Source organism: Pseudomonas sichuanensis (assembly GCF_003231305.1).
Classification (GTDB): domain Bacteria; phylum Pseudomonadota; class Gammaproteobacteria; order Pseudomonadales; family Pseudomonadaceae; genus Aquipseudomonas; species Aquipseudomonas sichuanensis.
The window spans coordinates 72203-98500 of the sequence record NZ_QKVM01000019.1 but is presented as its reverse complement, the minus strand read 5'-3'; the positions used below and the strand labels follow the sequence as shown (position 1 = coordinate 98500).

Sequence of the window (26298 nt, the reverse complement as noted above, 5' to 3'; positions counted from 1 at the left end):
TGGATGGGTTGGGAACTCAGGATTGCAATACGCTGTACCTGTAGGAGCGGCCTTGTGCCACGAAACATAAACAACAGCCAAATATGTATAGCCGTATTACTGCTCTTGCTCTTGCTCTTGCTCTTGTTCTGTTTTTGATCTTGATCTTGCTTCTAAGCGCGCAATAGTCCAGGCAACACAAATTGCGACTTCAGGAGGCCGAGCGGAGGTGACTGGAGGGCCCTGGTGCGCAGCACCCTTCGGCGTAAGCCGAAGGCGCGAGATGTAGACTTGCGCAGCAAGTCGTAGGCCGCGCGGGCCCGGAAGGCACCGGAGCGAGGGGACCCCGAAGCGAAGCGTAGGGGCCGTATGATGGGAGCAGGCGGCTTTGCCTACTTTGGCCAAGACCAAAGTAGGCCGCCGTAAGGGCGGAAAGGTGACTAAAAGTCGCCATCGCCGCTGAATGCGCATACATCTATCAAAACAAACACTCTGAAAGCCGAAGCCGAAGCCGAAGCCGAAGCCGAAGCCGAAGCCGAAGCCGAAGCACCCACCTACACCCTCAAAACGGCACAGCCACCGTCAACTGGCTATACACATTGGTCCCACTCCCCACCTGATTCCCCCCATTGCTCTCATCCTTGCGCGGCTTGAACAACCCCACCAGCGGCGTAACGATCAGGTGCTCATTCACCGCCCACTCCACATACACATCCAGCTCCTGGGCATCGAGATCGAGCGTGTCCCGCGTACGCACCGTATTGAAGTCAAAGAACAGCGCCCCGACCGTGACGTTGTCCCGCGGCGTGGCCTTGAGCCCGATATGGTGAATCCCGCTATTGGTATTGAACGGCCCGGCATAGTTGCCCGCCACTTCACCCTGTATCCAGGTGCCATAACCACTGGAAAGCCCGGTAAACAGCAAGTCCCAGCCCGCCGAATAACGCGTGTAGCGATAGGTCAGTTGCGGCGCCCAGGGCGCCTCGGCGAAGGTATAGCCCGCCTCGGCGTACCAGGCCGTTTCATGGCCGCCGCGCTTGTCCTGCCAGGCGTATTCAAAGGCAAGGCGGGTGTTCTCAAGCCCGGCACTGCCTTCGCCACGCAAGCTGTAAACGTCCATGCCTTCGCGGGCCTTCTGGAACTCGCTGGCCCACTGATCGGCAACGTCGATGCCGTGGATGTAGGTCAAACCCAGGGTGCCTAGCTCATGGGTGTAGTCCAGGGTCCCGGCAGCCAGCTCGGTCTCGGCCTGCGCTCGGTTATCGGATTTCAACCACAGCACACTGCCGTGCAAGCCCTCGTTACCTCCCAGGCGCAACATGGCCGTGCGATCGAACGCGTGACGGGCCCCCAGGTAGAAGCCACCACCGCGGTTGAGCTGGCCATCGGCCGGGCCCTTGCCGAGGTTGGGGCCGTCATCGTTGATCAGGAACCCGTTGCCTAGCCTGATCACCTGGCGGCCACCGGAAACGTCCACGCCATCCTTGCCCAGCAGCGGGAACAGGTCGCCCGAGCGCCAGCCCAGGTACGCATCCTCGATCTTGGTGGTGCGTTCGCTGCCATCCTGGTTGCCGCCGGCATCGCCATCGCCCCAGGCGCCGGAACTGACCCAGTTCAACGCGCCATACAGGCTGCCATTGCCGGCCAGGCCCTGGTCGCCGCTAAGGCCGTACTTGATGAAGCCTTCGCGCCAGGTCGAGCCGCCGGGGGTGCCGTCGTAGTTGTGGCGGCTGTTGAACATGCCCCACACCGCCAGCATATCGGCGTTCAGGTGGGTGTCGTCGTCGGCATACAGCTCGTAGGCCGAGGTGGCCTGGCCGTTGACCAGCAGCGCCAGGGCGGTGGCCAGCGCGGTGCGACGTGGAGTGAGACGCATGGATCGTTCCTCGTTTGTTGTGTGCGGTCTTGAGTGCCGCGTTGTTGTGGAGGCAGAGGTGTCTGAAGCGACGGGCCATTAGCGCGTGGATCGCCGGGGCGGGTCTTGCCCGTGGCTGCCAGCCCACTTGCACGCCGCCGCCAGGGCGGTTCAGGGGCTGGCCAGGGTTTCGGGCAGGGTGGCGCCGCCATCGACGATCAGGGTTTGGCCGGTGATGTAGGCCGCCGCGTCCGAGGCGAGGAACAGCATCGCCGCCGCGATATCGCTGGGTTCGCCCAGGCGCCCGAGCGGCACCCCGGCCGCGATCCGCGCATTGAGGGCCGGGTCGCCGAGGTTGCCCATGGCCGGGGTGCGCACCATGCCCGGCTCGACGCCGTTGACCCGCACGTTCAGGGGGGCCAGCTCCAGCGCGGCATTGCGGATGAAGCCATTGACCCCGGCCTTGGACGCGGCGTAATGGCTCAGGCCTGGGTAGGCCACCCGCGGGCCGGTCACCGATGAGGTAGCCAGCACGCAGCCGCCGCCCTGGCGACGGAACAACGGCAGCGCCGCCTGGGTCAGCCAGAACAGCGCGCCCAGGTTGACCGCCAGCGTGCGTTGCAGCAGTGCCGGGGTGATGTCGGTGAAGGGGGTGAGCGGAAAATACGCCGCGTTGTGTACCAGCACATCCAGGCGCTCCAGCCCGGCCAGCAGGGTTGCGATTGCCTGTTCGTCAGCGAGGTCCACGGCCAGCCCCTCCACCTCATGGCCCAGGGCGAGCTGCACCTTGACCACCTGGCGCAGTGCCGCCGGGTCGAGGTCCACCGCAATCACCCGCGCTCCAGCACGGGCAAAGCCCTCGACGATGGCCTGGCCGATCCCACCCGCAGCACCGGTAACCAGCACCGTGCGCCCTTGAAAATCGTAACGGGCGCTCATGGCTGTGGCGCCAGGCGGGTGTAGGGCAGGGTGGGCACATCGACCACGGTCGCGCCGCCGTCGGCGGTGAGTACCGCGCCGGTGACGATGCTTGCCGCCGGGCTGACCAGGAACTCGCACACGGCGGCGATCTCGTCGCTGCTGGCCGGGCGACGCAGCGGCACGTCGGCCGTGACCCTGCGATAGGCCGCGTCGAGGTCTTCCTGGTGATGGGCCATCAGCACCTGCATTTCCTCATCGGCCATGGGCGTGCGCACCCAGCCTGGGCATACGCAGTTCACCCGTACGCCGGCCGGGCCGTAGTCGCGGGCCAGTGAACGGCTCAGGCCGACCAGCGCGTGCTTGGCCGTGGTGTAGCCGCACACTTCGGGCCCGGCTGCCAACGACGCGATGGAGCCCAGCAGCACCAGGCTGCCGCGCCGGCGCAGCAGCAGCGGCAGGCAGGCGCGGGCGGTGTGGAAGGCGCTGTCGAGGTTGCTGCGCAGTGCCGCCTGCCAGGCTTCGTCACTGGTCTCGGTGGCCCGGCCCAGGCCATGGCCGCCGGCGCAGGCGATCACGGCGTCCAGCCCGCCGAAACGCGCATCCACCTGTTCGATGAAGCCGCGCCAGGTGGCGCCGTCGGCCGCATCTCCCGCCAGCACCAGGCCGCCAGTGGCCTTGGCGACACGCTCCAGCGCTTCGCGGCGACGGCCCACCAGCGCCACCTGCCAGCCCTGGGCTGCCAGGCGCAGGGCGCTGGCTTCACCGATGCCGCTGCCGGCCCCGGTGATCAGCACGCTGCGGCTCACTGCGGGTACTCCGTGCGGTTGACCACCCGGCAATACGACGACACCGGGAAGTTGGCCAAGGCATCGAAGCTGCCGCCCTCGTAGCCGAAGATCTTGCCGTCGCTGCGGTGCTGCTGCAGGTCGATCATCACCAGGCCCAGGGTCGGCACGATCTTTTCGCACCAGACGAACAGGTACAGCTGCTCGGCGATCTTGTAGTAATGGGCACGGTCGGTGTCGCACAGCCCCTGCTCGACGCCTTTCAGGCACTGCCAGCTGTAGTAGTCGGGGTTGAGGTAGATGTGCTCGTACTCCTCGGTCGGGCTATAGCGGTAGTGATTGCGCAGGCCTACCAGCTCGCGGGTCGGCGCGTGTGGGCAGGCACCGTCCTGCCAGGGGCGGTCGAGGGTGCCGTGCAGGAACCTGGCCTCGACGCCGGTCAGTGCCTCACCGGCCAGGGCCAGGTCGTACAGGCCACGCTGGGTGTGGGCCTGGCCCGGCAAGCGGCCAAGCACGGCCGTGAAGGATTGGCTGAGGGTGTCGAGCACCAGCGACACCGACCAGGCCTGGTCGCCTTCGTGCTTGATGAAATCCACCAGGTAGATGCCGTCGCGCACCGAGGTGGCGCGGTAGCTGGCCGTGCCCTGGCTGTGGCCGTCGGCGGCGTGCCAGTGCAGTTGATCGGTGTCGAAACGGTGCTCGATCAGCCAGCCATTGGCGAAGTGCAGGGTGAGGCTGCGCCCGCTCAGGTCGGCGCGTTGCGGCAGGATGAAGGCTTGCGGGGCGAAGCCCTCGGCAAGGGCGCCTACGGTGATCCAGTCGGCGGGTTTGGACATGTGCGTGACTCCTGGGGTTAAGGTGCCCACAGGGTGCAACGCGGCGCTGCGGCCCGGTATCAACCGGAAGGTTGAGTCACAGGAACAGCAACGCCACCAGCTCGGTGCGGTTGCTCACCCCGAGCTTGCGGAACAGGTTGATCAGGTGGGTCTTGACGGTGGGCAGGCCGACCTCCAGCGCCCTGGCGATCAGCTTGTTGCTGTGGCCTTGGCGCAGCAGTTCGGCGATCTGCCGTTCGCGGGGGGTGAGTTCGAGCGCTGCCGGCCTTGGCGCCAAGGGCTGGCTGGCCACCGCCAGTTGCATCAGCCCGTGCAAGGGCAGCAGGCGCTGCAGCTCGTCAGGGCGAAACTCGCCCAGGCTTGCACAGCGCAACAGCGACACCCCGGCCAGCGGCCGGCCGCCGACCTGGGCGATGATTTCCACCACATCCACCACCTGGTGCCGGGCCAGGAAGCCCCGGTAGGTGTTGCCCTGGGCTTCGGGCAGGTGGGCCAGGCCCTGGCGCAGCGATACCACCGGCGTGCCGATGGCCAGGCAGCGCGCTGGTTGCAGCGGGTCATAGGCGCGGTAGTGCTGCAAGTAGCGTGCATGCATGGGCGCCTGCAGGTCCTGCAACAGGAAATCGCAGGCCTGCTGCCCGGCATCGATGCGGTAGAACGCCGCCAGCGACGCCGGCACCTGCTGGCTGAACGCCTGCAGGCAGTACCGGCCCAGGTTGTCGTGCAGGTTCAATAGCGGATCATCACGGACTTGAGCTCGGTGAAGTCGTCGATGAACGCCGAGCCGAACTCACGGCCGATGCCGGAGGCCTTGATGCCGCCGAAGGGCACCGCCGGGTCGAGCAGGGTGTGCATGTTCACCCACAGCGTGCCGGCCTGGATCTCCGGGATCAGGCGCATGGCCTTGCCCAGGTCGTTGCTCCACAGGCTGGCGGAAAGGCCGTAGGGCGTGGCGTTCATCAGGTGCAGCAGCTGCTCTTCGTCGTCATACGGCAGGAAGGTCGCCACCGGGCCGAAGGTTTCCTGGTTGAGCAGGGTGTCGGCGGCACTGTTGGCGAGGATCACCGTAGGCTCGACAAAGCAGCCCGGGCCGTCGCCGATACGCCCGCCGTGGATGATCCGGCTGCCTTCGGCGCGGGCGGTGGCGAACAGCTCGGCCAGCTTCAACTGGTGTGGTTTGTTGGCGACTGGGCCGAACTGGGTCCTCTCATCCAGTGGCGAGCCGGTTTTCAGCTGCCCCAAGCGGTGCGACAGCGCTTCGAGCAGCGGCTCGATCCGCGAGCGATGGACAAAGAAGCGCTCGCCCGCCGCGCAGATCTGCCCGGAATGCAGGAAGCCCGCCTCGATGATGCCATCCACCGCCTTGTCGATACCGACATCGGGCAGGAACGCCACCGAGTTCTTGCCGCCCAGCTCCAGGGTTGCGCGGGTCAGCTTGGCGCCCATGGCCGCCTGGCCGACGGCGATGCCGGTAGGCACGGAGCCGGTGAACGACACCTTGTCGGTGCCCGGGTGCTCGACCAGCGCCTTGCCCACCAGGCCGGCGCCAGTCAGCACGTTGAGCGCGCCCGCTGGCAGGCCGGCATCGGTGGCCAGTTCAGCGATACGCAGCAAGGTCAGCGGGGTGAACTCGCTGGGCTTGAGCACGATGCTGCAGCCGGTGGTCAGGGCCGAGGCGAGCTTCCAGATGGCGATCATGGTGGCAAAGTTCCACGGCACGATCCCCACTACAACGCCGATCGGCTCGCGCAGGGTGAAGGCGCTGTAGCGCTCGCCGGCGAACGAAGGCAGCGACGGGGTGATGGTCTGGCCGGTGATCTTGGTCGCCCAGCCGGCGTAGTAGCGCAAGAAGTGCGCGGCCTGTTCCACCTCGAAGGCACGGGCGATGTTGATCAGCTTGCCCGATTGCAGGGTTTCCAGCTGGGCCAGCTCTTCGCGGTTGGCTTCGAGCAGGTCGGCCAGCTTGAACAGCACCGCGGCGCGGGCGGCGGGGCTGGTGCGCGACCAGGTATTGAAGCCTTGGCGGGCGGAGTCGACGGCCTGCTCGACATCGGCCTGGCAGGCGTCGGCCACTTCGGCGATGGCCTCGCCATTGGCCGGGTTGACCACCTTGATCCTGGCGCTCGACTGGCTGGCGATGGTCTGGCCGTGGATGTACAGGCCGTGGTGGCGGGCGAGGAACGCGGTAACGCTGGGGAGGAGAGGGATGTCGCTCATGCTTTGGGCTCCGCAAGTCAGTGTTCAATCGCGGGGCAAGTCGCAGCGGCGAACCGCCGCTCCCACGCCCCCGATTTGCGACCTGGGCGTCTGGTGTGGGAGCGGCGGTTCGCCGCTGCGACTTGCCCCGCGATGGGGACGTATTCATATCCCGAGCCTAACGCCTGCGTTCCCGGCGTTCTTGCCTGCCCCTGCCACCCTCATGACCCTGCCTGCCAGCCACAAAATCACCCCATGAAAAATACAATCCGAGGTGCGGAAGTTGCATTTTCCAGTGCGCCCCAGGCTCCCATACTGACCCGGCATTCATCAGCGAGCCGCCATTACCAGGCAGCGCTCGCCAGGGTCCAATAACAATGAGCCAGACCATGAAAAAGCCAAACTCCCTGCTCGAAGACCTCAAGCCCCTGCTGCCGGCCATCGCCGCGCGCGCCGACCAGGCCGAGCGCGAGCGTACCGTGCCCGCCGAAAACATTGCCCTGCTCAAAGGCATCGGCCTGCACCAGGCCTTCCTGCCCAAGCCTTTTGGCGGCCTGGAAATCAGCCTGCCGCAGTTCGCCGAATGCATCGCCGCCCTGGCCGGCGCCTGCGCCAGCACCGCCTGGGCCATGAGCCTGCTGTGCACCCACAGCCACCAACTGGCGATGTTCCCCAAGCAACTGCAGGACGAAGTCTGGGGTGACAACCCGCACGCCACCGCCAGCAGCAGCATCGCCCCGTTCGGCCGCACCGAAGAGGTCGAGGGCGGCGTGCTGTTCAGCGGCGAGATGGGCTGGAGCAGCGGCTGCGATCATGCCGAGTGGGCGATCATGGGCTTTCGTCGCGCCAACCCGCAGGGCGGCCAGGATTACTGCTTCGCCGTGCTGCCGCGCAGCGACTACCAGATCCGCGACGACTGGTTCGCCGCCGGCATGCGTGCCAGCGGCAGCCGCACGCTGGTGGTCGACCGCGCCTTCGTGCCCGAGCACCGCATCCAGAGGGCCAAGGACATGATGGAGGGCACCTCGGCGGGCTTCGGCCTGTACCCGGACAGCGCGATCTACTTCAACCCGTACCGCCCGTACTTCGCCAGTGGCTTCTCCACCGTCAGCCTGGGCATCGCCGAGCGCATGCTCGAAGCGTTCAAGGACAAGACCCGCAACCGCGTGCGGGCCTACACCGGCGCCGCGGTCGGCGCGGCGACCCCGGCGCTGATGCGCCTGGCCGAGTCCACCCACCAGGTCGCCGCGGCCCGCGCGCTGCTGGAGAAAAGCTGGGAGCAGATCGCCGACTTCAGCGCACGCCACCAATACCCGACCCGTACCGAGCTGGCCTACTGGCGCACCAACCAGGGTTATGCGGTCAAGCTGTGCATCCAGGCCGTGGACCGGCTGATGGAAGCCGCCGGTGGCGGCGCCTGGTTCGACAGCAGCGAGATGCAGCGGCTGTTCCGCGATGCGCACATGACCGGTGCCCATGCCTACACCGACTACGACGTCTGCGTGCAGATCCTCGGCCGCGAGCTGATGGGGCTGGAGCCGGATCCGGCGATGACCTGAGCCAATCATCGCGGGTCAAGCCCGCTCCCACGCCTGTTACCCAGGTCGCGTGGGAGCGGGCTTGACCCGCGATGAGGTCGCAACTGCCCTACACAAGAACAATCCTGGAGCCTTGCATGTCCACCCCTTTCGATACCCGTGCCTTTCGCCGCGCCCTGGGCAACTTCGCCACCGGCGTCACCGTGATCACCGCCGCCGACGCCACCGGCAACAAGGTCGGCGTGACTGCCAACAGCTTCAACTCGGTGTCCCTCGACCCGCCGCTGATCCTCTGGAGCATCGACAAACGCTCCAGCAGCCACGCCGTGTTCGACGCCGCCGAGCACTTCGCCGTCAACGTGCTGGCCGCCGACCAGATCGACCTGTCCAATACCTTCGCCCGCCCCAGTGACGACCGTTTTGCCGGTATCGATTACGAGGCAGGCGAGGGCGGCGCCCCCTTGCTGGCCGACTGCGCGGCGCGTTTTCGCTGCCAGAAGTTCCAGCAGCTGGACGGCGGCGACCACTGGATCCTGGTCGGCAAGGTCCTGGCCTTCGACGACCTCGGTCGCTCGCCGCTGCTGTACCACCAGGGCGCCTATTCCATGGTCCTGCCGCACACGCGGATGACCCGCCGCGCCGAAGGCGCGCCGGCCAGCAGCCACTTCCAGGGCCGTTTGCAGCACAACCTGTACTACCTGATGACCCAGGCCCTGCGCGCCTACCAGGCCAGCTACCAGCCGCGCCAGCTGGCCACCGGCCTGCGCACCAGCGAGGCACGCATGCTGATGGTGCTGGAACACGACGCCGGGCTGGCCCAGGCCGAACTGCTGGGCGAAGTGGCGATGCCCGAGCGCGAGGTGAGCGAGGCCATCGCCAACCTGACCCGCAAGGGGCTGGTCACCGACGACAACGGCCGGGTGTGCCTGACCGAGGTCGGGCGCATCGAGACCGAAGGGCTGTGGAGCATTGCCAAGGCCCAGCAGGATGAGGTGTTCGGCCAGTTCAGCGAAGAACAGCTTCAGACCTTCAAGACCGTGCTCAAGGCGATCATCAGCCGCTGAACCCTGGCAGCCAAGGTCAAGCCAACGGCAGGCCGGCGCAAGACGGCGGCCGCCGACTTGGGTTGAACTCGCGCTTTTGTTCGATGGTTCAAGGGGGCGTGAATGCTGTTTCGCAATGAACGTTGGGTGGCCACGCTGGCCGAGGCGCTGACCCGCTTTGGCCGGGGCGAGATTGCCGAAAGCCTGGTGGAGGTGCGCCGCCACCCGCCCTTGTTGCAGGCCCTGCAAACAGTGGAGCAGCAGCGCCAGGGCCAGGCGCGGGAGCTGCAAGCGCAAGCACAAGAGTTGCGCTTGCTGGGCGAAACGCTGGCCAGCCAGCAACGGATGCACGCGCAGCAGCAAGCGGTGCATCAGCAGTTGCAGGGCGAATGCGCGCTGCTGCGTGAACAACTGGATCAACAGCTGCGGGCCAGCGAAGGGCACCAGCGCCAGGCGCATTTCTGGAGCCTGCTGCAAACCACCCTGACCGAAGGTACCTGGGACATCGAGGTCGCCCAGGGCGATGTGCACCACCCGCACAGTCGCATGCGCCTGTCCGATGCCTTCCGCGCGGTGATGGGCTATGGCCCGAAGGAGCTGGCCGATGGCTGGGATGCCCAGGTCGGCATTACCCACCCTGACGACCTGGCGCAGATCATGGCCATTTTCGAGCGCGAGATCCTGGGCGTGCATGCCAGCGGGGAATACGTGTTCGAGTACCGCATGCGCCACAAGCAGCGCGGCTACATCTGGTGCCGCGAGCGCGGCCGCGCGGTGCGGGACCCGCAGGGCGTGCTGGTACGCGTGTTGGGTGCTGTGCGCGACATCAGCGACGAGCGCAATGCCCAGGCCAGCCACCAGCAATTGCAGGCGCACAACGAGGCCACCTATGCCCGGATCGCCACCGCCGTGGGGGTGATCCGCAGTATTGCCGAGCAGACCAACCTGCTGGCCCTGAACGCTGCCATCGAGGCCGCCAGGGCCGGGGAGGTGGGCCGTGGCTTCTCGGTGGTGGCCGACGAAGTGAAGAAGCTCGCCGAAAGCACCCGCCAGGCCACCCAGCAGATCCAGGCGATGTTGCAGGGCTGAACTGGCAGCCAGCAACAAGCAAGGCGGCAGGCAGTGGCAAGACCGCTGTGGCGGGGAAAGTCAAAGTGATCGGGTAGTGGTGTCGAGCCCAGCGCGGGGCAAGCCCGCTCCCACGAGGTCAAAGCGTGGGAGCGGGCTTGCCCCGCGATGGATGCCAAACATCCTTACCGAACTCGCGGCGATCGCCAGCACTTGCGGCGCGCCCGGCAAGCCGTCATCTTTCCCTCGTCCAGCCAGGGCCCACCCCATGACAATCAACAATAAGCTCACCGAGCACCTCAACCGCGGCAGCGTCGGCTTTCCCACCGCGCTGGCCAGCACCGTCGGCCTGATCATGGCCAGCCCCGTGATCCTCACCGCCACCATGGGCTTCGGCATCGGCGGCAGCGCCTTCGCCGTGGCCATGGTAATCGCGGCAGTGATGATGCTCGCGCAGTCGACCACCTTCGCCGAAGCGGCGGCGATCCTGCCGACCACCGGCTCGGTGTACGACTACATCAACTGCGGCCTGGGCCGCTTTTTCGCCATCACCGGCACCTTGTCGGCCTACCTGATCGTGCATGTGTTCGCCGGCACCGCCGAGACCATCCTTTCGGGGGTGATGGCGCTGGTGAACTTCGAGCACCTCAACACCCTTGCCGAATCCGCCGGTGGCTCCTGGCTGCTGGGGGTGGGCTTCGTCCTGGCGTTCGGCGTGCTCAACGCCTTTGGCGTGAGTGCCTTCGGCCGTGCCGAGGTGGTGCTGACCTTCGGCATGTGGACCACGCTGATGGTGTTCGGTGTGCTCGGCCTGCTGGCGGCGCCGGCGGTGCAGCTGGAAGGGCCGTTCGGGGTATCGATGGTCGGCACCGACCTGATGACCATTCTCTCGCTGGTGGGCATGGCCATGTTCATGTTCGTCGGCTGCGAGTTCGTCACCCCGCTGGCCCCGGAGCTGCGCCGCTCGGCCTGGGTGATGCCCAAGGCCATGGCCCTGGGCCTGTTCGGCGTGGCCAGTTGCATGTTCATCTACGGCGCGGCGATGAAGCGCCAGGTGGAGAACGTGCTGCTCGACGCCGCCAGCGGCGTGCACTTGCTGGACACCCCCATGGCCATCCCGCGCTTCGCCGAGCAGGTGATGGGCGATATCGGCCCGGTGTGGCTGGGCATCGGCTTCCTGTTCGCCGGTGCGGCCACCATCAACACGCTGATGGCCGGGGTGCCGCGGATCCTCTACGGCATGGCCGTGGATGGGGCGCTGCCCAAGGTGTTCACCTACCTGCACCCGCGCTTCAAGACGCCGTTGCTGTGCATTCTGGTGGTGGCGCTGATCCCGTGCCTGCACGCCTGGTACCTGGGCGGCAACACCGACAACATCCTGCACCTGGTGCTGGCGGCGGTGTGCGCCTGGAGCACGGCCTACCTGCTGGTGACGCTGTCGGTGGTGATCCTGCGCATTCGCCGGCCGGACCTGCCGCGTGCCTATCGCTCGCCGCTGTTCCCGCTGCCGCAGATCGTCTCCAGCATCGGCATCCTGCTGGGCATGTGGTTCATCACCCCGCCGGGCATGAACCCCGCCGATGTGTATGTGCCGTTTGCGGTGATGCTGGGCGCTACGGCGGCTTACGCGCTGTTCTGGACGCTTTGCGTGCAGAAGGTCAACCCGTTCCAGCCGGCGCGGGTCGAGGATGTGCTGGAGAAAGAGTTCGGCGCCGAACCCGGCCACTTCCACAGCGAGCAGGTGCAGCATGTCGGCAAGCTGGCTTGAGCGCCTGACCGGCCCCCGCGCCCCGACCGGCTACCGGCCCGGGGCGACCCTGGCGCGGCTGCAGCGCAACCTCGGTTTGACGGATTTGCAATCCGCAGCATCCGTAGTCCGTTTTACCTACCGCAAGGATGGGCCGCACATCGAGGTGCGCGAACGCACCGTAAGCCACCTGCTGATGCACCTGGTGATGTGCGAGTTCAGCCTGCGGATGCCTGCCTCGGCGCAGGGCACGGTGCAGTTGGACGTGCATCACCGCGGGGCATTGCGCCGTACCGGCCTGGGCTGTCGCCAGCGCGGTGGTGACAAGGCGCTGTTCGACCTGCTGCAGGCGCGTATCGGCGGCGACAGCGCCTTGCAGGCTGCTCTGATGCCGCTGGACTTCAAGCGCCTGAGCATTGGCTGCGAAGGTGGCCAGTGGCAGGTCACCCTGGAGCATATGGGGGCCAGTGAAGTGGTCAACCGGGTGCCCGCGTTCCGCCGCTATATCCCGCTCAGCGCTGATCAGCGCGGGCATCTCTGGCAGACCTTCGAGGCGCTGCAGCGAATCTTGCGCGAGCTCTGAAATCGGGGGCCGCTTTGCGGCCCTATCGCGGCACAAGGCCGCTCCTACAGGCGATCGCGTTCCCCTGTAGGAGCGGCCTTGCCGGGGCGCCGGACCGGCCGGAAAGGGCTGCAAAGCAGCCCCAGCATTCTCAACCCCTGCGCAAACCCAGACCCCCTGGCATGGAACCTGCTCTGTACACCGGCCAACAGATGACAGTTGTGCGCCAATGGATAACATGTTAACAATTGACTCATAACAACAATGCCCGCGTGTGGAGGTTGCCATGCCCCAGCCCGTTTCCCACTGCAGCACCCAGCCCGAAATCGACGGCCTGGACCGTTGGACCGCCGCCATGCAACAGGTGTGTGGCCGTTTCCAGACCGAGCTGGCGTTCAACCGAGCGCTGTTCATCGGCGAAATCGCCACCTTCAATCGCGCAGGCCTGGCCCTGGCCAACCTGCGCACCAATGCCGGCAACATTCGCCGCTTTGGCGACAACCCCGACCGCGACGACGACCAGCACTGTTTCCTGGTCAGCCAGCGCATGGGCTATTCGCGGATCACCCAGGGCGGAGTGAGCCTGCAATTGTCGCCCGGTGATCTGCTGTTGATGGACTCTGTCGGCCCGTGCGAGATCACGCCGTTCGGGCTGATCGAGCACGTCTCGCTGTCGCTGTCCCGCGAGCAGGTGCGCAAGCACGTGACCGGGCAAGGCGCCGCCTTCGGCAAGATTTCCTCGACCAACGCCTGTGGGCGCATGCTGCATGTGCTGATGGACCAGTTGTGCCGCGAAGAGGAAGACGCAGGCGGTGCGCAAGGCGATGCCCTGCAGTCGGCGTTCATTTCCTTGCTGGAGCCCGGTTTCGAGCGTGGCGAGCACAATGCCGCCGCGCTGGGCGGTGTGAGTGGCAGCAACCTGCGCGGTTATGTGCAGAAGGTCATCGACGAATCGCTGGGCCAGCCCGGCCTGACTCCGGCCAACCTGGCCGAGCGCCTGAGCATTTCGGTGCGGCATCTGTACCGGGTGTTCGAGGAGGAGGGCGACAGCGTCTGCCGCTACATCCAGCGTTCACGGCTCAAGCGTAGTGCCGATGATCTGTCCAACCCGTTCCTCAAGCGCGAGTCGATCACCTCGATCGCGTTCAAGTGGGGGTTCACCGATTCGGCGCATTTCAGCCGGGCGTTCAAGAAGCAGTTCGAGCAGTCGCCGAAGGACTTCCGGGCGATGGCCCTGATGGCGGGGCGTTAGGGTAAAAAGATCGCGGGGCAAGCCCGCTCCCACGCCAAAAGCAACGTTCGGCGTGGGAGCGGGCTTGCCCCGCGATGGTGTCGATCAGGCTACCGCAAGGTAATGCTTGACGAAGGTCTCGCTCAACACTTCCCACAACACCGGCGTGCCCTTGGTCACGAACCAGGCATCACCTGCCTTGTAACGGGTCACCTGCCCGGTGGACTCATCAGTCAGCTGAATCTCTCCAGTCACAATCATGGCCTGTTCACTGAACGGGTAGACCATGCGGAACTTGCCCTGGGTGGTACCGAAGTAAGCGCTGCTGACCGGGTCGGTCGGCGCGCCGTGGGTCATCTTGCCGTAGCACTTGACCTCGCCTTCGAGGATGGTCGAACCCAGGTCGGCAACGGTGCCCCAGGCATCGAGTTCGGACAGTTGCACACCCTGGCGGACGGCGGTAAGGGTCATGGTGGTTCTCCTGGTCAGTTCAAAAGGATCAACGGCGGCCGTTGAAGAAGCCCGACAGCTGATGCACGGTCTTGCCGGCGGTCAGCAGCAGTGGGCGAATGTGGTCCTTGCCGAGGATGCGCGCGTGCTTGACCGAGCTGATCAGGTCGTAGCGGCTGGAGCCTTCGCTCATGCCTTCGGCGAGGATCTTGCAAATGATGTGGCTGGGGGTGACGCCAAAGCCCGAATAGCCCTGCACGTAGAAGGCGTTGGGGCGGTTGCTCAGGGTGCCGAGCTGCGGGAACAGGTTGGCGCTGGTGGCCATCGGGCCGCCCCAGGCGAGGTCGATGCGCACGTCCTTGAGGTACGGGAAGATCTTCAGCATCAGGTTGCGGTTCCACGCCTTGAGGTCTTTCGGGATGTGCTCCACGAAAGGCGTGGCGGCGCCGAACAGCAGGCGGTTCTCGCGGGTGACGCGGTAGTAGTCGATCACCGGGCGGATATCGCTGTAGGCGCCGCGGATCGGGCTGATGCGCTGGATCAGTTCATCCGACAGCGGCTCGGTCATCAACTGGAAGGCATAGGTGTTGACGGTGCGGGCGTGCAGCTCGGGTTCGAGCTTGTTGAGGAAGCTGTCGCAGGCCCACAGCAGTTTGCTGGCCTTGACCGAGCCACGGCCGGTGCGCACGGTGATGCGCTCACCGTAGTGCACCTCCAGCGCCGGGCTGTGCTCGAAGATCCGTGCGCCATGGCCCACCAGGGCCTGGGCTTCGCCGAGCAGCAGGTTGAGCGAGTGCACGTGGCCGCCGCCCATGTGCAGCAGGGCGCTGCTGTAGGCGTCGGAGCCGATGATCTGCTTGACCTCGGAGCCGCCCAGGAAACGGATTTCGTCCTTGCCGTTGATCGCCTTGAAGTCTTTCTCCCAGGCGCGCAGGGTCTTCTCCTGGCGGGCGTTGAAGCCCATGTAGCCGTAGCCGTGGCAGAAGTCGGCGTCGATGGCGTAGCGGGCGATGCGGTCCTTGATGATGCCGGCGCCCAGTTCGCTGATCTCGAAGATCTCGCGCAGGCCCTGTTCGCCGACGCTGCTCTTGATCTTTTCCAGGTCGTGGCCGATGCCGGCCATGATCTGCCCGCCGTTGCGCCCGGTGCCGCCGAAGCCCAGGTAACGGGCTTCGAGCACGACGACATTGGTGATGCCTTTTTCGGCCAGTTCCAGGGCCGTGTTGATGCCCGAGAAACCGCCGCCGATCACTACCACATCGGCTTCGATGTCGGCTTCGAGGGTGGGGAAGCTGAGGTTGTATTTTTTGGTCGCGGTGTAATAGGTGGGCGTTTCGATGTTGATCATGGCGCAGCCTGGACAGTTGGAATTGTTAGGAAGCAGGGCTTGCACAAGCGCTGGCTGTGGCAGCTATTGGGCACCTAACGTGCGGTAGGTGTCTTGCCTGAGTGTGCCAGGGATTTGATTCTGTGTGACGGGGGGTATGGCGAAAGGGGCAGCGCTCGATCTGCTGGTTGGGCCCTGTCGCGGGGCAAGCCCGCTCCCACGGGGTCGCGTGGGAGCGGGCTTGCCCCGCGATTGTGAGCGTCAGTAAACCCCGCCCTGGGCAGTCGTATTCACCACACCTTCCTTGAATGCCCCCGCCAACCGCTGCAACCCGCGCATCAACACGGTGGTGTCCACCCCTACAGCGACAAACGCGGCCCCCAGCTCGACATAGCGCCGCGCCAGTGTCTCGTCGGCACTGAGAATCCCCGCCGCCTTGCCGGCCCGGGCAATCCGCACGATGGCGTCTTCGATGGCCGCCTGCACTTCGGGATGCCCCGGATTGCCCCGGTGCCCCATGGCCGCGCTCAGGTCCGCCGGCCCGATGAACACCCCATCCACACCGTCAACGGCGCAGATTTCGTCCAGGTTTGCCAACCCCTCGCGGTTCTCGACCTGCACCAGCAGGCACACCTGCTCGTCGGCCAGGTCCAGGTAACCGGGGATGCTGTTCCAGCGCGAAGCCCGGGCCAGCGCACTCCCCACACCCCGCACACCGTACGGCGGGTAGCGCACCGCACGCACCAGCTGGCGAGCCTGCTCGGCGCTTTCGACCATGGGTACCAGCAAGGTCTGGGCACCGATATCGAGCAACTGCTTGATCAGCGCGGTATCGCCGACCACCGGCCGCACCACCGGCTGGCCGGGGTAAGGCGCCACGGCCTGCAACTGGCCGAGCAGGCTGCGCAGGTCGTTGGGCGCGTGCTCGCCATCGAGCAGCAGCCAGTCGAAACCGGAGTTGGCCGCCAGTTCCGCGCAATACGGGTCGGCCAGGCCTAGCCACAGGCCGATCTGCGCCTGGCCGCTGCGCAGGCGTTGCTTGAAGGTGTTGATGGGCATGTCCATGGGCAGTCCTCAGACGAAACGGCAGGCAATCGAGCCGAGCTGGTCGTAGTCGACATGGAAGGTGTCGCCGGGGCGGGCAGCCACCGGGCGGGTGAAGGAGCCGCCGAGGATGATCTGCCCAGCCTCAAGCCCCACGTCATAGGCGGCCAGTTTGTTGGCCAGCCAGGCAACGCCCTTGGCCGGGTGGTTGAGCACCGCGGCGGACACCCCGGATTCCTCGATCACACCGTTGCGATAGAGCACCGCCGGCACCTTTCGCAGGTCGATGTCGCCGGGCCGCACGGCGCGCCCGCCCATGACTACGCCGGCATTGGCGGCGTTGTCGGAGATGGTGTCGAACACCTTGCGGGTGGCGCCGCTGTGCGGGTCGACCTGCTGGATGCGGGCGTCGATGATTTCCAGTGCCGGGATCACCCACTCGGTGGCATCGAGCACATCGAACAGGCTGACGTTGGGGCCCTTGAGCGGCTTGCCGAGGATGAATGCCAGCTCTACCTCGACCCGCGGCACAATGAAGCGTTCGAAGGGGATGTCGCTGCCTTCGTCGAACAGCATGTCGTCGAGCAGCGCGCCGAAATCCGGTTCGGTGATGTTCGAGGAGACCTGCATGGCCCGAGAAGTCAGGCCGATCTTGTGGCCGACCAGTTTGCGACCGTTGGCGATCTTTTGCGCGACCCAGGCGCGCTGGATGGCATAGGCGTCCTCGATGCTGATCGAGGGGTGCTCCAGGGAGAACTGACCGACCTGTTCGCGGCTGCGCTCAGCCTGGTCGAGGCGGCCGGCGGCTTGCTGGATGATGTGGGCGTCGAGCATTGAAGACCTCAGGAATTCCGGTTGAACAGAGGGTGCAGGCTGCTGTGCTTGGCGTCGTACACCTGGGCTTGGCTTTCGTCGATCTGCAGGGTCACGCCGACCGGGCGTTGCCCCAGCAGTGGGTCGAGGTGGCGGCGCAGCACGGCCAGCAGGTTGTCGCCGACCTGCTGGTGCACCGTGGCGCTGCGCCCGCTGCCCATGCGCAGGTTGGCGTAGACGAAGCCGTAGTCGCCCTGGCCATCGGCGATCGCCGCGTGGGCTGCGGGGTAGGCCAGCACCCGGGTGCCGCCGGTGGGGAACACTTGGCGGGCGTTTTCATCGCGTTGTTCGAGCATGCAGTCGGCCAGGGCGCGGCACAGCCCAGGCATGTCGGCGTCGGCTTCGATATCCGGGCTGTAGAGCAGGACCAGATGTGGCATGGCGCGCTCCTTACAGACGGCTGGTCGAGGTGACGCCGGCCGGGTTGGAGGCCTGGGCGGCGGGGATGGTGCTGCCATCCTGCGGGGTGACCGGGAAGATCGCGTTGATTTGGCCGGTGCCGGACGAGCCGAAGTAGGGCGTGACCACCTCGGCTTTACCGTCGTACTTCGACCAGCCCAGGGCGCCGAGCAGCATGGCGGTGTCGTGCATGAAGCCTTCGCCGTGGCCCTTGACCGCGTACTCCGGCAGCATCGCGCAGAAGTCGGCCCAGTCGCCGTCCTGCCACATCTGCACCACGCGATGGTCGAGGGTTTCCAGGAACGGGCTCCACACCTTGGTGGCAAAGTCCGGGGCCTGGCCGTTCTGGGCGAAACGGTGGGACAGCGAGCCGCTGGCGAGGAAGGCCACGGTGCCGTCGTAGTGGTCCTCGACCGCCTTGCGCATGGCCCAGCCCAGGCGGGCGCTGTCGTTGAGGTAATGCGAAGTGCACAGCGCCGAGACCGAGACCACCTTGAAGTGCTGGTCGGTGTTCATGTAGCGCATCGGCACCAGGGTGCCGTACTCAGGGGCGAGCGTGGTGGCGTCGTGGGCCATGGTTTCCACGCCCAGGCGGTTGCATTCATCGGCCAGGATGCGCCCGAGTTCCGGGTTGCCGGGGAAGCCGTAGTTCATGTTGGCGATGAAGTGCGGCAGTTCGTTGCTGGTGTACAGGCCTTCGAAATGCGCGGCGCAGTTGATGTGGTAGTTGGCGTTGACCAGCCAGTGGGTGTCGAACACCACCAGGGTGTCGACGCCCAGTGCGCGGCAGCGCCGGCCGATTTCCAGATGGCCGTCGATGGCCGCCTGGCGAAAGCCCTGGCGCGGGCCGGGCAGTTCCGACAGGTACATCGAGGGTACGTGGGTGATCTTGGCGGCGAGAGCGAGTTTGCCCATGGGTATCTCCTGTGATTGTTGTTGTGGCCGCATCGCGGGGCAAGCCCGCTCCCACGCTGGAACATGTGTAGCGTGGGAGCGGGCTTGCCCCGCGATGGCGTCAGATGCCCCAGCGCGGAATGTGGTGGCTGCCCATGGAAATACACACGTTCTTGATCTCGGCAAACACCTCGAAGCTGTACTGTCCCCCTTCGCGGCCAGTGCCGGAACCCTTCACCCCACCAAACGGCTGACGCAGGTCGCGCACGTTCTGGCTGTTGATGAACACCATCCCGGCCTCGATGCCCCGGGCCAGACGATGTGCCTTGCCGATGTCCTGGGTCCAGATGTACGAGGCCAGGCCGTATTCGGTGTCGTTGGCCAATTGCAGCGCCTCGGCCTCGTCCTTGAACGGGATCAGGCACGCCACCGGGCCGAAGATCTCTTCCTGGGCGATGCGCATGCGGTTGTTCACATCGGCGAACACCGTGGGCTGGATGAACTGCCCCTTGGCCAGGTGCGTCGGCAGGCCCGCCGGGCGCTCCAGGCCACCGGCCACCAGGCGCGCACCTTCCTCGATGCCGATGCGAATGTAGCCGCTGACCTTGTCGTAGTGCTGCTGGGTGATCATCGAGCCGACCTGGGTTTTCGGGTCGGTCGGGTCGCCGACGATCAGGCGCCGGGCACGGGCGGCGAACTCGCTGACGAAGCGCGGGTACACGCTTTCCTGGATGAAGATGCGGCTACCGGCGGTGCAGCGCTCGCCGTTGAGCGAAAAGATGGTGAACAGCGCGGCGTCCAGGGCACGGTCCAGGTCGGCGTCTTCGAAGATCAGCACCGGCGACTTGCCGCCCAGTTCCATCGAGTACTTTTTAAGCCCCGCGGTCTGCATGATCTTCTTGCCGGTGGCGGTGCCGCCGGTGAAGGAGATGGCGCGCACGTCCGGGTGGCGCACCAGGGCATCGCCGGCGGTAGCGCCGTAGCCCTGGATCACGTTGAGCACACCATTGGGGATGCCGGCCTCGACGGCCAGGCGGCCCAGCTCGTTGGCGGTCAGCGGCGACAGCTCGCTCATCTTCAACACCGCCGTGTTGCCCAGCGCCAGGCACGGCGCGGTCTTCCAGGTGGCGGTCATGAACGGCACATTCCACGGCGACACCAGCCCGCACACGCCCACCGGCTGGTACAGGGTGTAGTTGAGCATCTGGTCGTCGACCGGGTAGCTGTGGCCGTCCATGCGCGTGCACACTTCGGCGAAGAAGTCGAAGTTGTGCGAGGCGCGGGGGATCAGCACGTTGCGGGTCTGGTGGATCGGCAGGCCGGTATCGAGGGTTTCCAGCTCGGCCAGTTGCGGCACGTTCTGGTCGATCAGCTCGCCGAGGCGGCGCATCAGCCGGGCGCGTTCCTTGGCCGGGGTGTTGGCCCATTTCGGGAAGGCCTCTTTCGCCGCGGCCACGGCCTGGGCGACTTCCTCGGCGCCGCCGCTGGCAACTTCGCCGATGGCTTCACCGGTGGCCGGGTTGTAGTTGATGAAGGTGTCACGGCTCTCGACTTCGCGGCCGTTGATCCAGTGCTTGATCATGTTCATGCCTCTTGGGTTTTACGGGCGAAGAACTCGGCTTCGCTGACGATACGGTTGACCAGGCGGCCGACGCCTTCCACTTCCACCACCACCTCATCGCCCGGCACCACGTCGGCCAGGCCTTCCGGCGTGCCGGTGGCGATCATGTCGCCGGGCTGCAGGGTCATGAAGCTGGAGAAATATTCGATCAGGTAGGGGATGTCGAAGATCATGTCGGCGGTGGTGCCCTCCTGCTTCAGCTCGCCGTTGATCCAGGTGCGCAGCTTCAGGTTCGACGGGTCTGGCACATCGCTGGCATCGACGATCCACGGGCCGACCGGGGTGGTGGCGTCGCGGTTCTTCACCCGCAGGTTGGGCCGGTAGTAGTTCTCCAGGTAGTCGCGGATGGCGTAGTCGTTGCACACCGTGTAGCCGGCCAGGTAGGCGAGGGCGTCCTCGCGCTTGACGTTGCGCGCCGGCTTGCCGATCACCGCCACCAGCTCGCACTCGTAGTGCATGTACTTGACGTTGTCCGGGCGCCAGGTGACCTGGTCGTGGCCGGTGTAGGTGCCGGGCGACTTGATGAAGGCCAGCGGCTCGGTGGGCGGGGTGAAGGCCAGCTCGGCGGCGTGGTCGGCGTAGTTCAGGCCCAGGGCGAACATGCTGCCGGTGGCCGGTGGCAGCCAGGTCACCTGGTCTTGATGCACCAGACGGCCATCGGCCAGGCGCAGGTGGTCGTCTTCGACCGTGACGGCGTGGACCTGGCCGTCGAACTGGATACGGGCATGCTTCATGGGGCGAGTCCTTGTTCGGCGACGATGGGGTTGGTCAGTTGGCCGAGGCCGTCGATCTCGACGGTCACGCGGTCACCGGGCAGCACATCGACGCGGCCTTCCGGGGTGCCGGTAATCAGTACGTCGCCGGCATGCAGGGTCATGAACTCGCTGATTTCGGCGATCAGCCGGGCCACGCTGCGCACGCAGTTGGCGGTGTTGTTGTGCTGACGCAGTTCGCCGTTGACCCACAGGCGGATGCCCAGCGCGTCGGGGTTGCCCACCTGCGCCGCCGGTACCAGCTGCGGCCCAAGCGGGCAGAAGCCGTCGCGGCACTTGGCCTTGACGGCCGGGCGGTAATAGCTGTCTTCGGGCAGGCTGAACTCGTTGACGATGGTGTAGCCGGCCACGTGCTCGAGGGCGTTTTCGACGGTTACCCGACTGGCGTCCTTGCCGATTACCACGCCTAGCGCCGGGCCAGGTTGCAGGCGCTCGACTCCCGCAGGGTAGGTAACTGCCTGGGCATGGCCATTGCGGGTGTTTGGGGTCTTGATGAACAGCACCGGCTTGACCGGCGGCTGCTGGTACGGGGCTTCATGGAAGGACGCCAGGTGCTGCTGCAGCAAGCCCTGGTAGTTCAGGGCAACGCCGAACAGGCTGCCGGTGGCGACCTCGTGCAAGGCACGGCTCATGCTTTTCTCCTGCGGAAGGCGAAGCGCCCGGGGACGCTTCATTGCGTTTTTGTTAATGTGTTAACGTTATAATTAAGATGTTAACGATCGTCAAGGCATTCCCCGCTCGCCGGGCAGTGCTACGATGCATCGCCCGGCCTGTTCCACCGGTACGAGAACAACAATGAAAGAACGACAGCCGATCCCCAACATCAACATCGGTCAGGTCTACGACCAGCGCTACAGCGACAGCGAGGTGCACTACGACCGGCTCGGCAACCTGGCCGGCTTTTTCGGTCGCAACATGCCGGTGCACCGCCATGACCGCTTCTTCCAGGTGCACTACGTGAAGACCGGCAGCGTGCGGGTGTACCTCGACGAACAGCGCTACCACGAGGCAGGGCCGATGTTCTTCCTGACCCCGCCGACCATCCCCCATGCCTTTGTCACCGAGGCCGACGCCGATGGCCATGTGCTGACCGTGCGCCAACAACTGGTGTGGCAACTGCTGGAGGCCGAGCCCGGGCTGATCAGCGCGCCGCGACTGCAACCTGCGTGTGTTGCCCTTGGGCATTTGCAAGGGCAGGCGCGCGAAGAGGCGCATCGGCTGGCGCAATTGTTCGACCTGCTCGGCAGTGAGGTCGGCCATGGCCTGGCGGGGCAGGGCACCGCCCTGCAGGACCTGGCGCGGCTGGTGATGATCAGCCTGCTGCGGCTGTGTGCCAACTCGCTGGAGGCGATGCCGGCGCGGCACGAGGACTTGCAGCTGTTTCACCGCTTCAACGAGTTGATCGAGCGCCATTACCTGGAGCACTGGGCGTTGCCGGCTTACGCCACGGCGCTGGGCGTGACCGAAGCGCGGCTGAATGACGTGTGCCGGCGCATCGCCGACCTGCCGTCCAAGCGCCTGGTGTTCGAGCGCTTGATGCAGGAGGCGCGGCGCCTGTTGCTGTATACGGGCGGTTCGGCCAACGAGATCTGCTACCAGCTGGGCTTCAAGGACCCGGCGTATTTCAGTCGGTTCTTCCAGCGCCATGCGCAGATGACGCCGGGGGAGTACCGCCAGCGGCAAGCGGCGTTGCGGTGATGGGTGCATCGAATGACCTGCTCCAAGCCTTGAGCTTCAAGCCAATCGTGCAATGGCCCGGTTGCAGCGAGAATGGGCGTTAGCCAGGAGCGCTGGTACTTTTCACAGGGGCTGGACAGGCCGGGTGCAAATGTATTTCACTTCATTAATATCTTAATAAAACCAGCTGAGCCCGATGACCATCCCAAGACCCTCCCTGACATTGACCCTGCTGCAGGCCCGTGAAGCGACCATGGCGTTCTTCCGCCCGGCCCTCAATGCCCATGACCTTACCGAACAGCAATGGCGGGTGATCCGCATCCTGCGCCAGCAGGGCGAGCTGGAGAGCCACCAATTGGCGGATCTGGCGTGCATTCTCAAGCCAAGCATGAGCGGCGTGCTCAAGCGCCTGGAGCGTGATGGGCTGGTGGGGCGGCGCAAGTCGCCTGAGGATCAGCGGCGGATCTTCATCAGCCTGACCGTGCGCGGGCAGCAGGCGTTTTTGGCGATGAGCGAGGAAATGGAGCGCAATTACCAGGAGATCCAGCGCCAGTTCGGGGCGGACAAGCTGGAGCAGTTGATGGGGTTGCTCAATGAGTTGAAGAAGATCCAGCCGTGAGGGGGCGGGGGCGTTGGTGGGCATGGTTTGAGTTGGTATGTGGGCCACCAGGTGCATGTCGAAAGATTGGGTGAGGGCCACCAGGTGCCCGCCACAATCCTTGCAGCGCCCTCAAGATCGAGCGCCGCCCGCGCGGCGCTTCGCGGGTAAACCCGCTCCCACAGTCTGTTTCGGGCCAGTCTCTCCTGTGCCATCACCAGGTCCGCCTTGTTGGCACGACGCGGTTTCAGCGTGTGCGTTGCCGCCGCCCCACATGACTCAAGACATGCACCAAGGCAGGCGCCGGTACTTTCACAGGAATAATTGGCCCGAAACAAACGGTGGGAGCGGGTTTACCCGCGAAGCGCCGCGCGGGCGGCGCTCGATCTCATAGGCGCTGCAAGGATTGTGGCAGGCGCCTGGCAGCCCTCACCCTGTCTCCCGCCCTGTACCCACCGGCCCCGTCACCCCGCCAACCCCAACGAATCATCCAGAATCTTCAACAACGACGCCGCCCGCCGCGCATACACCGCCGGGTTCGCATACAGCAGCTCCACATGCAGGCTGTCGATAATCCCCAGATAAGCATCCCCATACAGCTCCAGCTTGTTGCCATCGCTGCGCGCCCAGGCATGCCGCTCGCGCAGGGCCTGGCAGAAGCCCAGGCGAATCTGCTCCAGATAGGCCTCGAACCCGCTGGTCACGATCGACCGTATCGGCGCCGGCGGCAGGAACGCACTGCGCAGCACGAAGCGCAAATTGGCCGAGCCCGCGTAACGTTCTGCCAGGTGCAGCGGATGCCAGTGCCCCGGTGCCTCGCGGCCAGCGGCCTCATGGCCGAACCCGGCTTCGACATAGGCGGTCTCCTCGGCCAGGGCACGCTCGAACGCACACACGAACAACGCATCCTTGTTGGCGAAGTGCGCATACAGCGAGGCCTTGCGCATGCCCGCCTGGGCCGCGATTTCGTTCAGCGACGAACCGTCGTAGCCATGTTCGGCAAAATGCTCGGCGGCGTGGTCGCAAATGCGTGCGGCGGAAGGGGTCAGGGCTTTCAAGGCGGTCACTCCGGGTTGACGCTGCAGTTCGAGGCGCTGATTGTCTTTGCCAGGGCGGCGCGGGTCAAACCCAGGATGACCACGGCGGCTGCGGCCAACAGCCAGGCCCAGGCCTGCGGGCCGAGGGTCGCCAGGTGCCCGGCCAAGGGCGTGGCGCTGGACGAGATCACCAGTTGCAGGGCACCGAGCAGCGCGGCGGTGGAGCCGACATCGCGGTGTTGCGAGGACATCGCCAGGGCCATCAGCGTGGCCTCGCAGATGCCCAGACCGAACAGTGCAAGCACCACGCCGCCCAGCAGCACCGGCAAACCGCCGCCCACCACCGTCAGCAGTGCACCCGCACCCATGCACAGCGCGCCCCACCAGGCCATCCGGGCCACGCCGTGGCGCTTCACCCAAAGGCCCGAGCCTGCAGCGCCCAGCAGAATGGCCACGCCACAGGCGCCGAACAGCATGCCGAACTGGGTGCTGGTAAGCCCGAAATGCTGCTGGTACACGTAGGCGGAACCGGCGATGTAGGCGAACAGGAAGAAGAACACCGCCGACAGCGCCAGCGCCGGGCGCAGGAAAGCACCGTCACGGGCGATGCGCGCATAAGTGCGCAACACGCTGCGCGGCGCCAGGCGCACACGCTGCGCGATGGGCAAGGTTTCACCCAGCGCCAGGGCCGAGTTGAGCAGGGTCAACAGGCCGAGCCCAGCGAGCACCAGCATGATCGCCCGCCAGCCCCAGGCGGCATCCACCACGCCGCCCAGCGCCGGGGCGAGGATCGGTGCCAGGCCTTCGATGGTCATCAGCAGGGCGAAGATCTGTGCCGCCCGTGCGCCGTCGGCGACGTCGCGCACCATGCTCATGATCACCACCAGGGTCAGCGCGCTGGCCAGGCCCTGGATCAGCCGTGCCAGCAGCAGCGCCTCCAGTGAGTTGGCCGCCGCCGCAGCCAGCGAGGTGACCGTGAACACCAGCAACCCCACCAGCAACGGCCGGCGCCGTCCCAGCGCATCCACCAGCGGGCCGAACAGCAGCTGCCCGGCGCCCATGGCCAGGAGGAACACGGTCAGGGTCAGTTGCACCTGGGGATAGCCGGTGCCGAAGTCGCGAGCCATCTCCGGGAGGCTGGCCAGGTACATGTCGATGGCCGAAGGGCCGAGGGCGCCGATCAAGGCGAGGGAGGCGGCGAAGCGCAGGTTTGAGTGGGTGGGCATGACAGCGAAATCCATTGGGCAAAAAGAAACCTACCGACCGGTAGGTTGCGCAAAGGTTAAGCACATTCATGGAAGGGGTCAACAGATGTGTCGCGAAGCAGGCGTCCCCTCGTTCTGTGGGAGCGGGTTCACCCGCGAACAGGGGCATAGCCCGTGCCAGGCACCGAGGTAAATCGCAGCGGCAGTGCGCCGATGCAATTTCTGCTTGCGCACCAAATACACCGTCGTCGCTTGTTTAGCGCCACCGGTCCGATGAATCCGCAATAAACCGAATCCACCGTTATCGCCGTACTCCCACACCATGTACGGCACGTAACCGTGCATCCCCAAGCCAAACGAGGTTGATGATCATGGCTAACAAAGACAATGACCGGATGGGCAAGGACAGCGACAAGATGGGCCACCAGGGAGGCAGCAAGAACCCTGGGAATTTCGCCAATGACCGCGACAAAGCCGCCGAAGCCGGGCGTAAAGGTGGGCAAAGCACCGGTGGAGATAACCGCCAGAGTAGCGAGTCGGGCCGCAAGGGCGGCCGCTCGTAAGTGAGGCCCAGCAGTGCCAGGGGACCTGGCACTGCGTTTTGAACACTACCCAAAGCGCTACGCCCTGACGCCTCTC

25 protein-coding genes and 2 pseudogenes are annotated in these 26298 nt (G+C 65.8%); 10 read left to right on the top strand and 17 right to left on the bottom strand.

The window, feature by feature from the left end:
• Positions 1–541: 541 nt before the first annotated feature.
• The 6 genes from DM373_RS12470 to DM373_RS12445 all read right to left on the bottom strand — a co-directional run bounded on the left by DM373_RS12470 (position 542) and on the right by DM373_RS12445 (position 6593).
• Positions 542–1855, bottom strand: coding sequence for an alginate export family protein (locus DM373_RS12470; protein ID WP_110993876.1), 1314 nt, complete (start codon positions 1853–1855; stop codon positions 542–544).
• Positions 1856–2005: 150 nt separating this feature from the next.
• A complete protein-coding gene (locus tag DM373_RS12465; protein WP_110993875.1) occupies positions 2006–2773 on the bottom strand; it encodes an SDR family oxidoreductase in 768 nt (255 codons plus the stop codon).
• Positions 2770–3561, bottom strand: coding sequence for an SDR family NAD(P)-dependent oxidoreductase (locus DM373_RS12460; protein ID WP_244215067.1), 792 nt, complete (start codon positions 3559–3561; stop codon positions 2770–2772). Before DM373_RS12460 ends, DM373_RS12465 begins: the two co-directional genes overlap by 4 nt.
• On the bottom strand, positions 3558–4376 hold the full coding sequence (locus DM373_RS12455; protein ID WP_110993874.1) for a molybdenum cofactor biosynthesis F family protein: 819 nt from the start codon (positions 4374–4376) through the stop codon (positions 3558–3560). The genes DM373_RS12460 and DM373_RS12455 overlap by 4 nt, the downstream gene beginning before the upstream one ends.
• A gap of 76 nt (positions 4377–4452) precedes the next feature.
• The gene (locus tag DM373_RS12450) at positions 4453–5109 is read right to left on the bottom strand and encodes a helix-turn-helix transcriptional regulator (protein WP_110993873.1); all 657 of its coding nucleotides are present in this window, start codon (positions 5107–5109) and stop codon (positions 4453–4455) included.
• Positions 5106–6593: an aldehyde dehydrogenase family protein gene (locus tag DM373_RS12445; RefSeq protein ID WP_110993872.1), complete on the bottom strand. Its 1488-nt coding sequence runs from the start codon at positions 6591–6593 to the stop codon at positions 5106–5108. The genes DM373_RS12450 and DM373_RS12445 overlap by 4 nt, the downstream gene beginning before the upstream one ends.
• A 368-nt stretch (positions 6594–6961) precedes the next feature.
• Here DM373_RS12445 and DM373_RS12440 point away from each other — a divergent pair, with 368 nt between their 5' ends.
• From DM373_RS12440 to feaR, 7 genes and pseudogenes are all read left to right on the top strand, one after another.
• The gene (locus DM373_RS12440; RefSeq protein WP_110993871.1) at positions 6962–8131 is read left to right on the top strand and encodes a p-hydroxyphenylacetate 3-hydroxylase oxygenase component; all 1170 of its coding nucleotides are present in this window, start codon (positions 6962–6964) and stop codon (positions 8129–8131) included.
• A gap of 116 nt (positions 8132–8247) precedes the next feature.
• On the top strand, positions 8248–9174 hold the full coding sequence (locus DM373_RS12435; RefSeq protein ID WP_110993870.1) for a p-hydroxyphenylacetate 3-hydroxylase reductase component: 927 nt from the start codon (positions 8248–8250) through the stop codon (positions 9172–9174).
• 102 nt (positions 9175–9276) lie between these two features.
• A pseudogene (locus DM373_RS29495) lies at positions 9277–9945 on the top strand (PAS domain-containing protein); the annotation flags it as partial.
• Between the two features lie 99 nt (positions 9946–10044).
• Positions 10045–10233 (top strand): annotated as a pseudogene (locus tag DM373_RS29640) (methyl-accepting chemotaxis protein); the annotation flags it as partial.
• A 256-nt stretch (positions 10234–10489) separates the two neighbouring features.
• Positions 10490–11989 carry an APC family permease gene (locus tag DM373_RS12425; RefSeq protein WP_110993868.1) on the top strand — a complete coding sequence of 500 codons (1500 nt, stop codon included), beginning with the start codon at positions 10490–10492 and terminating at the stop codon, positions 11987–11989.
• On the top strand, positions 11970–12551 hold the full coding sequence (locus DM373_RS12420) for a DUF3156 family protein (protein ID WP_110993867.1): 582 nt from the start codon (positions 11970–11972) through the stop codon (positions 12549–12551). The genes DM373_RS12425 and DM373_RS12420 overlap by 20 nt, the downstream gene beginning before the upstream one ends.
• A gap of 265 nt (positions 12552–12816) precedes the next feature.
• Entirely contained in the window at positions 12817–13782 is a 966-nt protein-coding gene (feaR, locus tag DM373_RS12415; RefSeq protein ID WP_110993866.1) for a transcriptional regulator FeaR, read from the top strand.
• A gap of 84 nt (positions 13783–13866) precedes the next feature.
• Here the strand turns inward: feaR and DM373_RS12410 are convergent, their stop codons facing one another.
• The 9 genes from DM373_RS12410 to DM373_RS12370 form a co-directional block, all read right to left on the bottom strand.
• The gene (locus DM373_RS12410; protein ID WP_110993865.1) at positions 13867–14232 is read right to left on the bottom strand and encodes a cupin domain-containing protein; all 366 of its coding nucleotides are present in this window, start codon (positions 14230–14232) and stop codon (positions 13867–13869) included.
• Between the two features lie 28 nt (positions 14233–14260).
• A complete protein-coding gene (locus DM373_RS12405; RefSeq protein WP_110993864.1) occupies positions 14261–15559 on the bottom strand; it encodes an NAD(P)/FAD-dependent oxidoreductase in 1299 nt (432 codons plus the stop codon).
• Positions 15560–15799: 240 nt separating this feature from the next.
• A complete protein-coding gene (gene hpaI, locus DM373_RS12400) occupies positions 15800–16603 on the bottom strand; it encodes a 4-hydroxy-2-oxoheptanedioate aldolase (RefSeq protein ID WP_110993863.1) in 804 nt (267 codons plus the stop codon).
• A gap of 9 nt (positions 16604–16612) precedes the next feature.
• Positions 16613–17416 (bottom strand): 2-oxo-hept-4-ene-1,7-dioate hydratase, encoded by an 804-nt coding sequence (gene hpaH / locus DM373_RS12395; RefSeq protein ID WP_110993862.1) that lies wholly within the window; start codon positions 17414–17416, stop codon positions 16613–16615.
• An 8-nt stretch (positions 17417–17424) separates the two neighbouring features.
• Positions 17425–17835, bottom strand: coding sequence for a 5-carboxymethyl-2-hydroxymuconate Delta-isomerase (locus DM373_RS12390; RefSeq protein ID WP_110993861.1), 411 nt, complete (start codon positions 17833–17835; stop codon positions 17425–17427).
• A 10-nt stretch (positions 17836–17845) separates the two neighbouring features.
• Positions 17846–18769 (bottom strand): 3,4-dihydroxyphenylacetate 2,3-dioxygenase, encoded by a 924-nt coding sequence (gene hpaD, locus DM373_RS12385; RefSeq protein ID WP_110993860.1) that lies wholly within the window; start codon positions 18767–18769, stop codon positions 17846–17848.
• 100 nt (positions 18770–18869) lie between these two features.
• The gene (hpaE, locus tag DM373_RS12380) at positions 18870–20330 is read right to left on the bottom strand and encodes a 5-carboxymethyl-2-hydroxymuconate semialdehyde dehydrogenase (protein WP_110993859.1); all 1461 of its coding nucleotides are present in this window, start codon (positions 20328–20330) and stop codon (positions 18870–18872) included.
• A 2-nt stretch (positions 20331–20332) separates the two neighbouring features.
• Complete coding sequence (locus DM373_RS12375; RefSeq protein WP_110993858.1) at positions 20333–21103, bottom strand: fumarylacetoacetate hydrolase family protein; 771 nt, start codon at positions 21101–21103, stop codon at positions 20333–20335.
• Positions 21100–21774 carry a fumarylacetoacetate hydrolase family protein gene (locus DM373_RS12370; RefSeq protein ID WP_110993857.1) on the bottom strand — a complete coding sequence of 225 codons (675 nt, stop codon included), beginning with the start codon at positions 21772–21774 and terminating at the stop codon, positions 21100–21102. The genes DM373_RS12375 and DM373_RS12370 overlap by 4 nt, the downstream gene beginning before the upstream one ends.
• Positions 21775–21937: 163 nt before the next feature.
• Here DM373_RS12370 and hpaA point away from each other — a divergent pair, with 163 nt between their 5' ends.
• Together hpaA and hpaR are read left to right on the top strand one after the other, a co-directional pair.
• Entirely contained in the window at positions 21938–22840 is a 903-nt protein-coding gene (gene hpaA / locus DM373_RS12365) for a 4-hydroxyphenylacetate catabolism regulatory protein HpaA (protein WP_110993856.1), read from the top strand.
• Between the two features lie 175 nt (positions 22841–23015).
• Positions 23016–23438: a homoprotocatechuate degradation operon regulator HpaR gene (gene hpaR / locus DM373_RS12360; RefSeq protein ID WP_110993855.1), complete on the top strand. Its 423-nt coding sequence runs from the start codon at positions 23016–23018 to the stop codon at positions 23436–23438.
• 443 nt (positions 23439–23881) lie between these two features.
• Here the strand turns inward: hpaR and DM373_RS12355 are convergent, their stop codons facing one another.
• Both DM373_RS12355 and DM373_RS12350 read right to left on the bottom strand, forming a co-directional pair.
• Positions 23882–24475 carry a TetR/AcrR family transcriptional regulator gene (locus DM373_RS12355; RefSeq protein ID WP_167409832.1) on the bottom strand — a complete coding sequence of 198 codons (594 nt, stop codon included), beginning with the start codon at positions 24473–24475 and terminating at the stop codon, positions 23882–23884.
• 5 nt (positions 24476–24480) lie between these two features.
• Complete coding sequence (locus DM373_RS12350; protein ID WP_110993853.1) at positions 24481–25680, bottom strand: multidrug effflux MFS transporter; 1200 nt, start codon at positions 25678–25680, stop codon at positions 24481–24483.
• 350 nt (positions 25681–26030) lie between these two features.
• Here DM373_RS12350 and DM373_RS12345 point away from each other — a divergent pair, with 350 nt between their 5' ends.
• Entirely contained in the window at positions 26031–26222 is a 192-nt protein-coding gene (locus tag DM373_RS12345) for a con-10 family general stress protein (RefSeq protein WP_110993881.1), read from the top strand.
• Positions 26223–26298 lie beyond the last annotated feature (76 nt).

What these genes read in the sequence shown, in the direction of transcription:
- DM373_RS12375 (WP_110993858.1), bottom strand. Translation starts at nt 21,103, where the DNA reads ATGAAGCATGCCCGTATCCAGTTCGACGGCCAGGTCCACGCCGTCACG.
- hpaR (WP_110993855.1), top strand. Translation starts at nt 23,016, where the DNA reads ATGACCATCCCAAGACCCTCCCTGACATTGACCCTGCTGCAGGCCCGT.
- DM373_RS12470 (WP_110993876.1), bottom strand. Translation starts at nt 1,855, where the DNA reads ATGCGTCTCACTCCACGTCGCACCGCGCTGGCCACCGCCCTGGCGCTG.
- DM373_RS12410 (WP_110993865.1), bottom strand. Translation starts at nt 14,232, where the DNA reads ATGACCCTTACCGCCGTCCGCCAGGGTGTGCAACTGTCCGAACTCGAT.
- DM373_RS12420 (WP_110993867.1), top strand. Translation starts at nt 11,970, where the DNA reads ATGTCGGCAAGCTGGCTTGAGCGCCTGACCGGCCCCCGCGCCCCGACC.
- DM373_RS12370 (WP_110993857.1), bottom strand. Translation starts at nt 21,774, where the DNA reads ATGAGCCGTGCCTTGCACGAGGTCGCCACCGGCAGCCTGTTCGGCGTT.
- hpaD (WP_110993860.1), bottom strand. Translation starts at nt 18,769, where the DNA reads ATGGGCAAACTCGCTCTCGCCGCCAAGATCACCCACGTACCCTCGATG.
- DM373_RS12435 (WP_110993870.1), top strand. Translation starts at nt 8,248, where the DNA reads ATGTCCACCCCTTTCGATACCCGTGCCTTTCGCCGCGCCCTGGGCAAC.
- DM373_RS12465 (WP_110993875.1), bottom strand. Translation starts at nt 2,773, where the DNA reads ATGAGCGCCCGTTACGATTTTCAAGGGCGCACGGTGCTGGTTACCGGT.
- feaR (WP_110993866.1), top strand. Translation starts at nt 12,817, where the DNA reads ATGCCCCAGCCCGTTTCCCACTGCAGCACCCAGCCCGAAATCGACGGC.
- DM373_RS12425 (WP_110993868.1), top strand. Translation starts at nt 10,490, where the DNA reads ATGACAATCAACAATAAGCTCACCGAGCACCTCAACCGCGGCAGCGTC.
- hpaI (WP_110993863.1), bottom strand. Translation starts at nt 16,603, where the DNA reads ATGGACATGCCCATCAACACCTTCAAGCAACGCCTGCGCAGCGGCCAG.
- DM373_RS12350 (WP_110993853.1), bottom strand. Translation starts at nt 25,680, where the DNA reads ATGCCCACCCACTCAAACCTGCGCTTCGCCGCCTCCCTCGCCTTGATC.
- DM373_RS12405 (WP_110993864.1), bottom strand. Translation starts at nt 15,559, where the DNA reads ATGATCAACATCGAAACGCCCACCTATTACACCGCGACCAAAAAATAC.
- DM373_RS12440 (WP_110993871.1), top strand. Translation starts at nt 6,962, where the DNA reads ATGAAAAAGCCAAACTCCCTGCTCGAAGACCTCAAGCCCCTGCTGCCG.
- DM373_RS12345 (WP_110993881.1), top strand. Translation starts at nt 26,031, where the DNA reads ATGGCTAACAAAGACAATGACCGGATGGGCAAGGACAGCGACAAGATG.
- hpaH (WP_110993862.1), bottom strand. Translation starts at nt 17,416, where the DNA reads ATGCTCGACGCCCACATCATCCAGCAAGCCGCCGGCCGCCTCGACCAG.
- DM373_RS12390 (WP_110993861.1), bottom strand. Translation starts at nt 17,835, where the DNA reads ATGCCACATCTGGTCCTGCTCTACAGCCCGGATATCGAAGCCGACGCC.
- DM373_RS12445 (WP_110993872.1), bottom strand. Translation starts at nt 6,593, where the DNA reads ATGAGCGACATCCCTCTCCTCCCCAGCGTTACCGCGTTCCTCGCCCGC.
- hpaE (WP_110993859.1), bottom strand. Translation starts at nt 20,330, where the DNA reads ATGATCAAGCACTGGATCAACGGCCGCGAAGTCGAGAGCCGTGACACC.
- DM373_RS12455 (WP_110993874.1), bottom strand. Translation starts at nt 4,376, where the DNA reads ATGTCCAAACCCGCCGACTGGATCACCGTAGGCGCCCTTGCCGAGGGC.
- hpaA (WP_110993856.1), top strand. Translation starts at nt 21,938, where the DNA reads ATGAAAGAACGACAGCCGATCCCCAACATCAACATCGGTCAGGTCTAC.